The sequence below is a fragment of the Streptomyces sp. NPDC001137 genome (assembly GCF_040298885.1).
Taxonomy (GTDB): domain Bacteria; phylum Actinomycetota; class Actinomycetes; order Streptomycetales; family Streptomycetaceae; genus Streptomyces.
This window is the reverse complement of the sequence record NZ_JBEPBA010000016.1, coordinates 1-13,375: the sequence shown is the minus strand read 5'-3', so window position 1 is coordinate 13,375 and position 13,375 is coordinate 1. Positions and strand designations below refer to the sequence as shown.

The following is a 13,375-nucleotide window of genomic DNA, read 5'->3' as shown; positions in this document are numbered from 1 at the left end:
AAAACAGGGTTCTACGGCGTTCATCATGATCGCAAGATGCGAAACGCGGTGTTTACCGGTCATACGCGTTCATTGTGGCGCCTGTGGGGGTCCCGTGGACCAGTTGTGGACAGCCGGGCGCGGATGTTGCCGAAGTGGTCTCTTATCGCCTCCTCCGCCCGTACCGAGTCGCCCGACCGCACCGCGTCGAGGATGTCCCGGTGCTGTCTGCAGGTCACCTTCGGGTCCTGGGGCACGCCACCCAGGTCCGTCTGTACGCGGTGGAAGGCGTCCCAGAACGCCTCCAGGACCTCGCCGAGGAGCACGTTGTCCAGCCCTCGGTAGAGGGTGGCGTGAAAGGCTCGGTCGGTGTCCGCGAGGCCGGCGCCTCCTTGCGCGGCCTGGTGTTCCATACGGTTCACGAGGGCGTCGAGTTCAATGAGGTCCGGCTCGGGGATCCGTCCCGCGAGCCGGGAGACGAGGCCCGTCTCGACCGCCTCGCGCAGCTCGAGGAGCTGGAGCAGGGAGTCCTCGCCGCGGTAGTGCCCGGCGACCGTGCGGAAGGCGAGGCCCTCGATCATCGGGGCCAGTGACATCGGGCCGACATACGTGCCGAAGCCGTGCCGGATCTCGACGATGCCCATCGCCTGCAGTGCCTTCAGCGCCTCGCGCACCGAGTTCCGGCTCGCGCCGAGGAACTCCATCAGCTCGGGCTCGGTCGGCAGCGGGGCCCCGGAGGGCAGCCTGCGGTCGATGATCAGCTTCTTGATCCGCTCCTGGAGGTCGCGCGCTGCCATGGCGAGAGGGTAGCGCTCCGCTCGGGGTGCGGGACCGGGCCGCGGGGCGTCCGCGCCGCCGTCGCGGCTGGCCGCGCCCACGCGGCGGAGCCGCACATCGACACAGCCCCGCGCCCCACGGGGGTGCGCCCGAACCGCACCCGGCCGCCTCCGGGCTGCCGAGAGGAGTCCGCCCCCCCATGGCGAAGGCCCCCCTTCCGTGAGGGGCCTTGCTGTCTGTGCGCCGCCGGGGACTCGAACCCTGGACCCGCTGATGCTGCATTTCCTGGGGGGCGACCCCAGACCCCCAGCCGTGCCTGTGGGAGCCGGGGGTGACTTGCCGCAATGGCGAAGGCCCCCCGCTTTCGCGGAGGGCCTTGCTGTCTGTGCGCCGCCAGGGACTCGAACCCCGGACCCGCTGATTAAGAGTCAGCTGCTCTAACCAACTGAGCTAGCGGCGCCTGCTGACGTCGTAACTCTACCCGACGGTCGGGGGTGCTCCGGACCACCCGCCCCCGTGGCCCCCCGGGTCACGGGCGGCCCTTGTACATCATTCGGACCGTCAACATGCGCGTCGGGAAGAGCGTTGGGAAACTGATCATCGTGGACAGGCCCGGTCATTTTCATCTGAAGTGTGAGGGGAATCGCATGGCGTCTCCGGTATTCGAGGAATTCGATCCGGCAAGCGACTGCGACTGTCCGGGATGTGCGCACTGGCGGAGTGTTCTGCCGTATTCGCGGGCCGTACGGCATCCGGCGGCCCGCCGGGCCGTGATCGTGGCGGCCGCCGCGTCCGCGGCGCTCGGCGCGGGGCACGTGGCGCCGGCGCTCGCCGCCCCGCAGGTACCGCCCGGACCGGGCGTTTCCGCAGGCAGCGAGGTTGCCACCCCGCAGGGGCACCGGGCCCCGCTGCACGGCAGGGGCGGCCCGCCCGTCGAGCCCGCGAGTGACGTCAAGGCGCCCCAGACCACCCGCGCGGAGATCATCACCCGGGCCAAGAAATGGGTCGACGCGAAGGTGCCGTACAGCATGGAGGCGTACTGGTCCGACGGTTACCGGCAGGACTGCTCGGGCTACGTCTCGATGGCCTGGGGCCTGCCGGGGAACGAATGGACGGGCACCCTGGACCAGTTCGGGGAGCGCGTCTCCAAGGAGGAACTGCAGCCCGGCGACATTCTGCTGTTCCACAATCCGCAGAACCCGGAGAGGGGCTCGCACGTCGTCATTTTCGGCGGCTGGAAGGACTACACGCACGCCTCGTACCTCGCCTACGAGCAGCGGCCCCCGCAGGCCCGCCGCAAGGAGACCCCGTACGCCTACTGGCACCAGTCGAACCGCTACGTCCCCTACCGCTACAAGGGGCTCAAGGAGGACCCGGCGGCGGGCCCGGACAAGCCGAAGCCGCCGGGCCTCGCGGCGCCGTACCCGGGAGCGGCGTATTTCGGCCCCGGCGCGAACAACAGGTACGTGACCCAGCTCGGGCAGATGCTCGTCGCGCGCGGTGCCGGGCAGTACTACGCCTTGGGCCCCGGCCCTCGCTGGTCGGACGCCGACCGCCGGGCCACCGGGGCCTTCCAGCTGGCCCAGGGCTGGAAGGGCGCGGACGCCCGCGGGCTGCCGGGGCCGCTGACCTGGGACCTGCTGGTGTCGGGCAAGGGCAAGGACATCGCTCCGGCCGACGCGGCGGACCCGCAGGTGCCTTCCTCCCACGGGGTCCCGGGCTATCCGGGACGGGCGATGTTCCGCCCCGGTGCCTCCAACCCGTACGTCACCCAGCTGGGGGAGCAGCTGGTGAAGAAGGGGTTCGACAAGTACTACACGGCTGATCCGGGGCCGGACTGGGACGAGGAGGACCGGCGCAACGTCGAGGACTTCCAGCGCTCCCAGGGATGGCGGGGCGGCGCGGCGGACGGCGTCCCGGGCCCGGAGACCTGGCGGCGGCTCTTCTCCTGAGCACTTCCGGCAGTGCCTGCTCTGTCTGGTTCTGAGCGGTTTGGTTTGACCCATCTGTTGTGACGCATCTGGCGCGGAGGCTGGAGGCACGCATGAGTACGACGACCACTTCACAGACACCCGAGTCCGAAGGCCCGGGCAGACCCGGCCGCCTCATCCAGAACGAGGCGACCACCGAGATCCCCGTCCATCTGCTGTTCCGCGACGAGACGGCCCCGGTGTCCGTGCCGCTCAGCCCGACGGTGGTCGGCCGACGGCAGGGGACGGGCGAACAGCCCCGGTTCCGGCGCCCCACCCCGGTGAAGCCGCGGTCCGCGCCCGAGGTCGACCCCGACCTGGCCGAGCGGCCCGCCAGGGTGCTGCCCGCCACGGCGGGTGTGCTCGCCGGGGCCTGCGGGGCGGCCGGGTGCGTGGCGACCTCGTGGTGGGCCGGCGTCCTGCCGTCCCTCGCGGTGACGGCGCTGCGCCTGCCGGCCGACCCGGGCGCCGGGCTCGGCCCCGCGCAGTGGGCGGCCTACGCGGGCGCCGCGGCGCTGGGCTTCTTCGGGTTCGGCGGACTCGCCCGCGGCCGGACCGGACGGGCCTGGGTGCTGGGACTGTACGGCCGCTACCGGGGCACCGTCCGGCGCACCGGCCTGATGTGGGTCAACCCGCTGCACCTGCGCCGCCGGGTCGACGTACGGCTGCGGCACTGGCGCAGTGAGGAGATGCCCGCGGCCGACGGCAACGGGGTCGCGCTGCGGGTGGTGGTGCTGGTGGTGTGGCGGGTGCGGGACACCGCGCGGGCGGTGCTCGGCATCGAGGACCACGAGACCTATCTGCGCGAGTGCGTGGAGGCTGCCCTCGCGCGGGTCGCGGTGGAGGCGCCCGGTGCGTCGCGGGGTTCGGTGGAGGTGGTCGCGGAGGCGCTGACCCGGCTGACGGCGGCGGACGCGGCACCGGTCGGTCTCGAGGTGTTCTCGGTGCAGCCGGTCCGCGTCGAGTACGCCCCCGAGGTGGCCGCCGCGATGCAGCGCCGCCGGATCGCGGCCCTGGACGCGGAGCACCGCGCGACCGTGCTCACCTCGGTCGTCGACTCGGTGGAGGACACCGTGACGCGGCTGACCGTGCGGGGTCTGGTGGAACTGGACGACTACGAACGCAAGGCGCTGGTCAAGGACTTGACGGTGGCGTTCTGCGCGGGGCGCACGGAACCGGGCCCGTGATGGATGTGGACATGTCTGTCGCATCGAGCCGGCTGCATGGACACGACTACGTGGACACGACTGCATAGACACGCCAAACAATCGGCAATAATCTGGGACTTGGTCTAGACCTGCACGCCTCATGGAACTTCCCCCACGTTCTTCAGGAGCGGCAGCATGCGCAAAAAGACCAAGTGGTACGCCGCCGCGCTCGGACTCACCACGGCAGGAGCCTTCGTGCTCTCCGCCGGAGGCGCGAGCGGCCACGGCTACACCGACCTCCCCGTCAGCAGGCAGAAGCTCTGCCAGAACGGCACCGTGACCAACTGCGGCGAGATCCAGTACGAGCCGCAGAGCGTCGAGGGCCCCAAGGGCTTCCCCGCCGCCGGGCCGGCCGACGGCGCCATCTGCTCCGGCGGCAACTCCCGCTTCTCCCAGCTCGACAGCCCGCGGACCCCCTCGGGCGGCGCCTGGCCCACCACCAGGGTGACGGGCGGGCAGAGCTACACCTTCCGCTGGCAGTTCACCGCCATGCACGCCACCACCGACTTCAAGTACTACGTCACCCGGCAGGGCTGGAACCAGAACCACAACCTGGCCCGCTCCGACCTCAACACGACACCGTTCCTGACGGTGCCGTACAACGGTCAGCGTCCCCCGGCCACCCTCTCCCACAGCGGCACACTGCCGTCCGGACTGAGCGGCCACCACGTCATCGTCGCCGTATGGACGATCGCGGACACGGGCAACGCGTTCTACGCCTGCTCGGACGTCACGTTCTGAGGGTTCCTTGAGCCAATGGCGCGGTCGGCGTGGGTAGGTTCCTCCCACGCCGACCGAACGAAGGCGGCGTACTGACCTCGGGGGACCCCATGGACGCTATGGATGCTCTGTTCTACGTCGTGCCCAGCCTCATGATCGCCCTCGCGCTCACTGGCCTGATCGGCCTGCTGCGCCGCGCCCGGCGCATCCGCAGCGCCTGGAACAGCGGACTCACCGCCGAGGCGCGCTGCCTGAACACGTACACCACGACCAGTGGCGGCGGTGGCGACAGCTCCGTGAGCACGACGCTGCACCACGTCTACGAGTTCACCACCCGCGAGGGTCGCGCGGTCCGGTTCGAGGAGAGCAGCGGGCCGCGGACGATCGTCACCGGCGACATCGTCACGGTGCGGTATCCGGCCGAGCACCCGGAGTGGGCCACGGCGAGGCCACCCCAGCCCGGTCGGCTCGTGGCCGAGCAGGGCTGCCTGCTGGCCTTCTTCGGTGTGTTCATCGCCTTCTGCATCGCCTTCATGGTCGGGTTCAGCCTGATCTCGGACGTCTTCAGTTCCGGCGACGGCGTGGACGACACCACCAACACCGTCGTCGTCGACGGCGTCACGATGACCCCGTGACCCTCCACATCTGACGGACCATCAACTACCGTGCTCGGCCATGCAGTCCAACAGGCGCACGGTCGCGGAACTCGTAGCCGAGCGGTGGGGCGACCACCGGCCCGGGCTGTGGTGCGGGGAACGGGTGCTCACCCACCACGAGGTGGCCGCCGGTTCCGCCGCCCGGGCGGCCCTGCTGGCCGATCTGCTGCCGCCCGGCGCCGAACCGCATGTGGGTGTGCTGCTCGACAACACCCCTGAGTACCCACTGTGGCTGGGCGCGGCGGCACTCGCGGGAGCGGCGGTCGCCGGGATCAATCCCACCCGACGGGGCCCGGAGCTGGCCCGGGACATCCTGCACACCGAGTGCCGGATCGTCCTCACCGAGCGAACCCGTCTGCCACTCCTCCACGGCCTCGAACTCCCCGGCGTACGCCTGCTGTTGACCGACAGCGAGGAGTACGACGATCTGCTCGCTTCGTATACGAACGCCGCACCGGACGCCTCCCGGGCCGCTCCCGAGGACCGCCTCCTCCTCTACTTCACCTCGGGCTCGACCGGTGCCCCGAAGGCCGCGATCTGCAGCCAGGGGCGGCTGGCCGCCGCGGGAGCCTCGCTGGTCGGCCAGTTCGGGGTGCGTCCCGACGACGTGCACTACATCTGCATGCCGATGTTCCACGGCAACGCGGTGATCGCCGACTGGGCGCCCGCGCTGGCGGCCGGTGCGGGTGTGGCGCTGCGGCGGCGCTTCTCGGCCTCGGGGTTCCTGGCGGACGTACGGAAGTACGGGGCGACGTACTTCACGTATGTGGGGCGGGCTGTGCAGTACATCCTGGCCACCGAGGAGCGCGAGGACGACCGGGACAATCCGCTGCGGCTCGGCTTCGGCACGGAGGCGGGCGCGGTGGACGCGGCGGCTTTCGAGCGGCGGTTCGGGGTGCGGCTGGTGGAGGGGTACGGGTCGTCCGAGGGCGGGGCGGCCGTGCAGTGGTCGCCGGGGACGCCGGCCGGGGCGGTGGGGAAGGCGGCGCCCGGTCTCGTCGTACTCGATCCACGGACCCGTGCGGAGTGCCCGCCCGCGGTGTTCGACGCGGCCGGGCGGCTGCTCAACGGGGACGAGGCCATAGGGGAGCTGGTGAACCAGGGGCCCAACCCGTTCGAGGGGTACTGGCGCAACCCCGCGGCGGAGGCCGAGCGGCGGCACGGCGGCTGGTACTGGACCGGCGACCTCTTCTACCGTGACGCCGACGGGTACCTCTACTTCGCGGGCCGCACCGACGACCGCCTCCGCGTCGACAGCGAGAACCTGGCCGCCGCGATGATCGAGAACATCCTCGCCCGGTACGAGGGCGCCGACGCCGTCGCCGTGTACGCCGTGCCCGATCCGGTGACCGGGGACCAGGTGATGGCGACGATCGCCGGGACCTTCGACCCGGCGGGTTTCGCCGACTTCCTCGCCGCCCAGCCCGACCTCGGCACGAAGATGGCGCCCCGCTTCGTGCGGGTGGTGAAGCGCATGCCGGTCACAACCACAAACAAGATCCACCGCGCACAGCTGAGAAGGGAGGGCCTCCACTGCCCCGACCCGGTGTGGTGGCGCCCTCCGGGCGAACAGACGTCCCCGTACCGAAGACTGAGCGAGAAAGACCGGCAGACCGCCGAAGGACCTCTCCCTCCCACGAGAGACCTCGTCTGATCCACTGCAACCACCGAACGCCCACCACGCACGGCCTCCGGGCCGGGGGTGGGTTCTTCACGGTGCGGCTGCGGCTGCGGCTGCTGCCGGTGGACGGGGGCGGGGTGGCGCGCCCTGCCGTGCGGGGTGGCGCAGCCGGGGGCCGGCTTTTCGCTCTGCGGCCGGGGCGGCTGTCGGTGGAGGGGAGGCGTGTATGGCGCGTCCCGGCCCGCGTGGCTGGCCGGGGCTGATTTCTGCAGGGTGCTGCCGTGGCAACTGCCCGATGGAAAGGGTGGGGGTGGCGCGCCCCCGCCCCGCGTGGCAAGCCGGCTGACGGCTGAGTTCCTTACGGTGCGGCCGCGGCGGCTGCCGGTGGATGAGGTGGCGCGCCCCCGCCGTGCGTGGCAAGCCAGCCGGGGCCGGCTTCTTCACCGTGCCGCCGTGGCGGCTGCCGGTGGAAGAGGCGTGCGGGTGGCGCGGCCCTGCCGTGCGGGGTCGTCCAGCCGGGGGCCGGCCTTTCACCGTGCGGCTGTGGCGGCTGCCGGTGGAACGGGGGTGTGGGTGGCGAAGCCCCCACCACGCGCGGCGAAGCCGCGCAAAAACGGCGATGGCGAGACAGGTTCGCGCTTTCCGCGAACATGCCTCGCCATCGCCATCGTGCGCCGCCAGGGACTCGAACCCCGGACCCGCTGATTAAGAGTCAGCTGCTCTAACCAACTGAGCTAGCGGCGCATGACTCACGCCGTCCGCGTTTCACACTTTTGTGTCTCGCGGGTGGCGACGAAGAAAATAGTACCTGGTCCGGAGGGGTGCTCCGGACCACCTGTCGGGGTCGGTCTAGATCGCCAGGGACAGCAGTACGGGCGCCGCGTTCCGGTTCAGGGTGTCCGCGGCCTGGCGCAGGCGGTGGGCGTCCTCGACGGGGAGGGAGAGGGCCAGGCAGCCGACCGAGGAGCCGGCGCTGATCGGGACGGCCGCGCAGACCGTGCCGACCGCGTACTCCTGGAGGTCCAGGTGGGGCACGGTGGGCGGCTGGGACTCCAGGCGGGAGAGCAGGAGCCGGTCGCTGGTGATCGTGCGCGAGGTGAGGCGGGCCAGCTTGTGCCGGGAGAGATGGTCGCGCCGGCTGTTGTGGTCGAGCTGGCCGAGAAGGCTCTTGCCGATCGCGGTGGCGTGGGCGGAGTAGCGGAAGTCGACCCACTCGTTGACCACCGGGGTGGTCGGGCCGTCGGCGTACTGGGCGATCTTGACCTCGCCGTCCACGTACCGGCTCAGGTACACGGCCGCGCCCACCGAGTCGCGCAGCCGGTCCAGGGTGCGCTGGAGCTTGTCGCGCAGTGCCTGCTCGCGGCCCTGTGCGGAGCCGAGGCGGGTGAGGGCGTCGCCCGTGACGTAGGCGCCGTCGGTGATCTGCTCGACGTAGCCCTCGCGGCGCAGCATCCTCAGGAGCGTGGTCAGTCGCTCCGGGGTGAGGCCGGTCAGCCTGGCGAGCTCGGTGTCGGTGACTCCGGTGGTGTGCCGTGCCACGGTCTCCAGGACGCGCAGGGCGTCCTGGGCCGAGTGGTACGGCGCGGTCGGCTCGTGCTTCAGCGCCACGGTGGTCCCCCTGCGCTCGCTCTACAACTGGGCCGTATTGCGGACAGTGAATCTCTTCCACGATAACGGTCAAGCGGCTTGTTGTGAGCGGTTGTTGACGAGATTAAGACCCCGGTGCACCGCTCTCAGCAGGGGCGCAGGCACTCTGGCATATGCCGATGTCATGCCCCGGGGCCCGGACCTCGGGGATTGAACTACGTTCAACCCCTTGCGCGGCGCCGTCGCGACGAGAAATTTCCGGACCCGGAGCGAGACGTCTACCTGCTGTGGGAGCTTCTGCCCGGGCAGATCAGATCATGGTGAAGGTTGGCGACGACCGCCGCCTCGAGCCGTGTGCGCAGCCCCAGCTTCTCGATGATGTGCGCGACATGGGCCTTGACCGTCCGCTCCGCGATGCCGAGCTGGCGTGCGAGGAGACGATTGGGCAGTCCGCCCCCGAGGAGCACCAGGACCTGTCGCTCACGGTCCGTCAGCTCGTCCACCGCCGGTTCGGTCTCGACCGGCTGGAATGCGAGCCGACAGGGGCAGTGAGGATCTCCCGGCTCGTGCGGTGTGTTGTGGCAGTCGTATTGCCCGGCATTCTTGGTCAGCACGGTGATGGTTACCTTCCCCGTTTTACTTCACCTTCGCCCAACACTCTAGGGCAGCGCCTTCGCATCCGCGATCCATTGGCGAGATCCATGGATAAGGGATAGGGGGCGGGGGTGATGTGAGGCCGAATTGCGGAGAGGGGAGGGGGAAGGGGCGGGATTATTTGCCGTCGGCGCTCGGGGGTTGCGGAATGCCGACAATGCGATACGGCCCGCCTTGGCGGGCGGGCCGTATCGGCGAGGGTGCGGGGTGCGCGGGCTCAGGCCTTGAGGCAGACCTTCGCCTCGCTGCGCACCGGGTTCGCCTCGTCGAGGGGGGAGTTGACGTAGGCGAAGGCGCAGATGTTCTGCTTGCCCCTCGGGTTCGTCTCCTTCAGGGCCTTGGTGTACACCTTCTTGGCGGTGCCGCGGGCGGTGGTGTGCTTGATGCGGTTGTTGTTGATGCTGATGCCGACGACCACCACCTGCGACATCCGCACCTTGCACTCGCCCGAGGCCGCGCCGTTGGCGGTCCCGCCGGCGCTGACCGCGACGTAGACGCGGCACTTGTAGCGGGCCGGGCCGGTCGCGACCCACTTGCCGTACTTGTCCTTCCCGACCACGGCGCTCGCGCCGGAGTGCGCGGCGCCGGCGGACGGTGCGGCGGTGGCGGCGGGGCTCGCCGCTCCCAGCAGGACGAGGGAGGCGGTGGCCGCCAGGCCTGCGGCCGCGACGCGGCCCACGGACGTGCGGCGAGCGGTGGTCAATGCCATGGGGGATACCTCCAGGTACCGGAACCGGTGACTTGGCTGAAATTCTTCAACGCCGTGTTCCCGGTCGCCATTGGGACTTGGGGAGGTGTCCACAAGGGCAATGCCCTTAAGGGCAGTCGCGTGCTGGGAAAATGTGTGAAGGGTAAGTCATTCACCCTTCACGCGACCGCCTCGGGCCGGTTACAGGACCGCGCTCAGGAATTGTCGCGTGCGCTCGTGGTCCGGCTCGGAGAATATTTTCTCCGGCGAACCGGACTCGATTACCCGGCCCGCGTCGAACATGAGGACATCGTCGGAAATGTCCCGGGCGAAGTTCATCTCATGGGTGACGCAGAGCATCGTGATGTCCGTCGTGTGCGCGATGTCGCGCAGCACGTCCAGCACCCCGGCCACCAGCTCGGGGTCGAGCGCGGAGGTGACCTCGTCGAGCAGGAGCACCTGGGGGCGCATGGCGAGGGCGCGGGCGATGGCCACGCGCTGCTGCTGGCCGCCGGACAGCTGGGTCGGGTACTTGTCCGCGTGCTCGGTCAGATCGACCAGCTCCAGCAGCTCGCGGGCCCGCTCCTCGGCCTCGTCGGCGGACAGGCCGAGGACGTGCACCGGCGCCTCGGTGATGTTCCGCATGACCTTCATGTTGGGGAACAGGTTGAACTGCTGGAACACCATGCCGATGTGCTTGCGCACCTCACGGATGTGCTTCTCGCCGGCCGGGACGAGCCTGCCGCCCCGTTCCTCGTGGGTGAGGTACTCGCCGCCGACCTTGATGGTGCCCTCGTCGGGCCTCGTCAGGGTCATCAGCAGGCGCAGGATCGTGGTCTTCCCGGATCCCGACGGCCCGATCAACGTGACGTGCTTGCCGGACGAGACGGTGAAGTCCAGGGAATCGAGGACCGTGTTGGCGCCGAAGCGCTTGGTGACCTTGTCGAAGCGGATCAGCTCGCTGCCGTCCACCGCGGGATTGGCCGTTTCTTTCGAGGGGCTGCTGTCAACGGACAAGACGACGCTCCAGGACTCGCAGGAGAAGGGATGCCGGGTAGGAGATGACGATGAAGGCGATGCCGACGATCGTGATGGGCTCGACCGTGTGGAAGGTCTGGGCGGAGTACTGCCGGGCCTCGCCCAGCATCTCCAGCACGCCGATCACGAAGATCATCGGTGTGTCCTTGAGCATCGCGACGACGTAGTTGCCCAGCGCCGGCACGACGCGCCTGATCGCCTGCGGCAGGATCACCGCGAACCAGGTACGGGCGCGGGGCAGGCTGAGCGCGGTGGCCGCCTCCCACTGGCCCGCGGGCACGCCGTCGATACCGGCCCGGTACACCTCGGCGGTGTAGGTCGAGTAGTGCAGGCCCAGACCGATCACGCCGGTGGCGAGCGCCGAGAGCGTGAGCCCCCATTCGGGCAGCACATAGAAGAGGAAGAACAGCTGCACCAGCAGCGGGGTGTTGCGTACGAACTCGGTGACCGCCATCACCGGCCAGCGCACCGCGGCCTGCTCCGAGCGCTGCATCATGGCCCACACCAGGCCGAGGGCGAAGGCGAGCACGGCGCCGAGCGCCAGTGCCTCGAGGGTGACCAGCAGACCGTGCCAGAACATCGGCATGAAGTCGCCGACCGCATTCCAGTCCCACTTCACTGGACAGCACCTCCGCCGGGAGTCGCGCCCGAGCGCGCGAAGTCGTTCACCTGGGCGCCGGTCGCCCGGGCCCGCAGGCCGTCGCGCTTCTGCGGCGCCTGGCCGATACCGGCCTTGGCGTGCCGCTCCACGACCCGCATGCCGCGGGTGAGGACGAACGCCAGCACGAAGTACATGACGAGGATGATCGTGTAGACGGGAGCGCTCTGACCGGTGGCGTTGCGCACCAGGGAGGCGCCGAAGGTGATGTCGCCGACGCCCATGATCGAGACCAGCGCACTGCCCTTGAGCATCTCGATGAGCAGGTTGTTGAACGGTGGGACCATCCCCGGCCAGGCCTGCGGCAGGATGATCTTGCGCAGCTGCTGGGCGGGAGTGAAGCTGAGTGCCACACCCGCCTCGCGCTGGGCGGGCGCCACCGCCTTGACCGCGCCTCGTACGATCTCCGATCCGTATGCGCCGTAGCTCAGGCCCAGGGCCAGCACGGCGGCCCACATCGGGACCAGCTGCCAGCCGAAGCCGATCGGCAGCACGAAGAAGATCCAGAACATCAGGATCAGCGCGGAGGTGCCGCGGAAGATCTCGAAGTACGCGCCGGAGAGGAAGCGCACGATCCACAGGCGGTGGGTGCGCGCCAGACCGATGACGAAGGCCACGACGGCGGCGAGCGCGGCGCTGTAGACGGTGAGCTGGACGGTGATCCATATGCCGCCCAGGAGGAGTTTCCACAAACCCCAGCTGATTTCGCTCATGGCTTGCACTTCTCCTTGGCGGTGATGGTCGTCATCTGGTCCTTCGTGAATCCGAAGGGCCGCATGATCTCCAGGAGTTCGCCGCTCCGCTTCATCTTGTGCAGCTCGCGGTTGAACGCGTCGCGGAGGTTGGTCTCGGGGCTGCGGAAGGCGAAGGCGCCGACGTCGACGACCGGCTTTCCGTCCACGTACGGTGTGACTTCCGGTGTGCCCTCGACCTTCTTGGAACCGGTCTCCTTCACGACATTGCGCACGGTGACCGCGGTGCCCACGAAGACGTCGACGCGGCCCTGTTCGACGGCGAGGAGGCCGGCCAGCTGGTCGGGCAGGGTCGTGATGTGCTTGACCCCGGCCTCCTTGGCGTAGTCGATCTCCGCGTAGCCGACTCCGGTGGCCATCCTGGCGCCCGTCCTGGCGATGTCCTTGTAGGTGCGGAGCTTCTTCGGATTTCCCTTCGGCACGATGAAGGCATCGAGCATCTGGTACTCGGGGTCGGCGAAGATGACCTGATCGCAGCGCTCCGGAGTGATGTACATGCCGGCCGCCACACAGTCGAACTGAAGGGAATTCAGGCCGGTGATCAGCGAGCCGAACTCGGTCGCGAACGGCTCGACCCTGGCGACCCCGAGCCGCTTGAAGATGCGCTCGGCGATGGCCGGCGCCGAGCCCGTCATCTTTCCGTCCTTGCCGATGTAGCCGTAGGGCTGCTCGCCCGCCAGCCCCAGCCGGACCACGCCTTTCGCCCGGAGCTGTGCCAGCAGATGACCGCCGTCGCCGGTGTCCGCCGTCGCCACCCTGCTGCACGCGCTCGTGGCGCCCATCGTTCCCACCGCGCCGAGCGCCGCCACCCCCGCGAGCAGCGAGCGGCGTCGGATGCCTGGTGCGTCGCTTCTTTTGTCGGTTCCTGAGTTCTTGCCCTGTGGTGGAGCCATGGGCGCGCGTCTACCCAGACCCATTGCACCTATGCCGGTCGTTTGCGGCCCCTGATTCAGGTGGGTGCAGGCGAAAAAGAGGCGTGGGGGGGGGGGCCGGGGGGGGGGGGGGGGCCCGGGGGGGGGGGGGGGCGCCCCCCCCCCCGCAGAGGGCGTGATCAGGGTTGTGGGCCC

13 protein-coding genes and 2 tRNA genes are annotated in these 13,375 nt (G+C 69.8%); 5 read left to right on the top strand and 10 right to left on the bottom strand.

What is annotated here, in order from left to right:
* Positions 1-59 precede the first annotated feature (59 nt).
* The gene (locus ABT254_RS28420; RefSeq protein ID WP_351475844.1) at positions 60-776 is read right to left on the bottom strand and encodes a FadR/GntR family transcriptional regulator; all 717 of its coding nucleotides are present in this window, start codon (positions 774-776) and stop codon (positions 60-62) included.
* A 366-nt stretch (positions 777-1,142) separates the two neighbouring features.
* Positions 1,143-1,216: transfer RNA gene (locus ABT254_RS28415), tRNA-Lys, on the bottom strand.
* Between the two features lie 187 nt (positions 1,217-1,403).
* Here ABT254_RS28415 and ABT254_RS28410 point away from each other — a divergent pair.
* The 5 genes from ABT254_RS28410 (at position 1,404) to ABT254_RS28390 (ending at position 6,964) form a co-directional block, all read left to right on the top strand.
* Positions 1,404-2,708 carry a peptidoglycan-binding protein gene (locus tag ABT254_RS28410; RefSeq protein WP_351475841.1) on the top strand — a complete coding sequence of 435 codons (1,305 nt, stop codon included), beginning with the start codon at positions 1,404-1,406 and terminating at the stop codon, positions 2,706-2,708.
* 92 nt (positions 2,709-2,800) lie between these two features.
* A complete protein-coding gene (locus ABT254_RS28405; protein WP_351475838.1) occupies positions 2,801-3,913 on the top strand; it encodes an SPFH domain-containing protein in 1,113 nt (370 codons plus the stop codon).
* 156 nt (positions 3,914-4,069) lie between these two features.
* Entirely contained in the window at positions 4,070-4,675 is a 606-nt protein-coding gene (locus ABT254_RS28400) for a lytic polysaccharide monooxygenase auxiliary activity family 9 protein (protein WP_351475836.1), read from the top strand.
* 98 nt (positions 4,676-4,773) lie between these two features.
* Positions 4,774-5,289 (top strand): DUF3592 domain-containing protein, encoded by a 516-nt coding sequence (locus ABT254_RS28395; RefSeq protein WP_351476292.1) that lies wholly within the window; start codon positions 4,774-4,776, stop codon positions 5,287-5,289.
* Positions 5,290-5,329: 40 nt separating this feature from the next.
* Positions 5,330-6,964: a long-chain-fatty-acid--CoA ligase gene (locus tag ABT254_RS28390; RefSeq protein WP_351475833.1), complete on the top strand. Its 1,635-nt coding sequence runs from the start codon at positions 5,330-5,332 to the stop codon at positions 6,962-6,964.
* A 637-nt stretch (positions 6,965-7,601) separates the two neighbouring features.
* Here ABT254_RS28390 and ABT254_RS28385 read toward each other — a convergent pair.
* The 8 genes from ABT254_RS28385 to ehuB form a co-directional block, all read right to left on the bottom strand.
* Positions 7,602-7,675 (bottom strand) — tRNA-Lys (locus ABT254_RS28385).
* A 105-nt stretch (positions 7,676-7,780) separates the two neighbouring features.
* Positions 7,781-8,539, bottom strand: a complete 759-nt coding sequence (locus tag ABT254_RS28380) for an IclR family transcriptional regulator (RefSeq protein ID WP_099929127.1) — start codon at positions 8,537-8,539, stop codon at positions 7,781-7,783.
* A gap of 257 nt (positions 8,540-8,796) precedes the next feature.
* Positions 8,797-9,132: a LuxR C-terminal-related transcriptional regulator gene (locus ABT254_RS28375; protein ID WP_351475830.1), complete on the bottom strand. Its 336-nt coding sequence runs from the start codon at positions 9,130-9,132 to the stop codon at positions 8,797-8,799.
* A gap of 257 nt (positions 9,133-9,389) precedes the next feature.
* Entirely contained in the window at positions 9,390-9,881 is a 492-nt protein-coding gene (locus ABT254_RS28370; RefSeq protein ID WP_351475827.1) for a hypothetical protein, read from the bottom strand.
* 180 nt (positions 9,882-10,061) lie between these two features.
* The gene (ehuA, locus tag ABT254_RS28365; protein ID WP_450750243.1) at positions 10,062-10,832 is read right to left on the bottom strand and encodes an ectoine/hydroxyectoine ABC transporter ATP-binding protein EhuA; all 771 of its coding nucleotides are present in this window, start codon (positions 10,830-10,832) and stop codon (positions 10,062-10,064) included.
* 34 nt (positions 10,833-10,866) lie between these two features.
* Positions 10,867-11,517, bottom strand: coding sequence for an ectoine/hydroxyectoine ABC transporter permease subunit EhuD (gene ehuD / locus ABT254_RS28360; RefSeq protein ID WP_351475821.1), 651 nt, complete (start codon positions 11,515-11,517; stop codon positions 10,867-10,869).
* Positions 11,514-12,269: an ectoine/hydroxyectoine ABC transporter permease subunit EhuC gene (gene ehuC / locus ABT254_RS28355; RefSeq protein WP_351475818.1), complete on the bottom strand. Its 756-nt coding sequence runs from the start codon at positions 12,267-12,269 to the stop codon at positions 11,514-11,516. Before ehuC ends, ehuD begins: the two co-directional genes overlap by 4 nt.
* Complete coding sequence (gene ehuB / locus ABT254_RS28350) at positions 12,266-13,201, bottom strand: ectoine/hydroxyectoine ABC transporter substrate-binding protein EhuB (RefSeq protein WP_450750112.1); 936 nt, start codon at positions 13,199-13,201, stop codon at positions 12,266-12,268. The genes ehuC and ehuB overlap by 4 nt, the downstream gene beginning before the upstream one ends.
* Positions 13,202-13,375 lie beyond the last annotated feature (174 nt).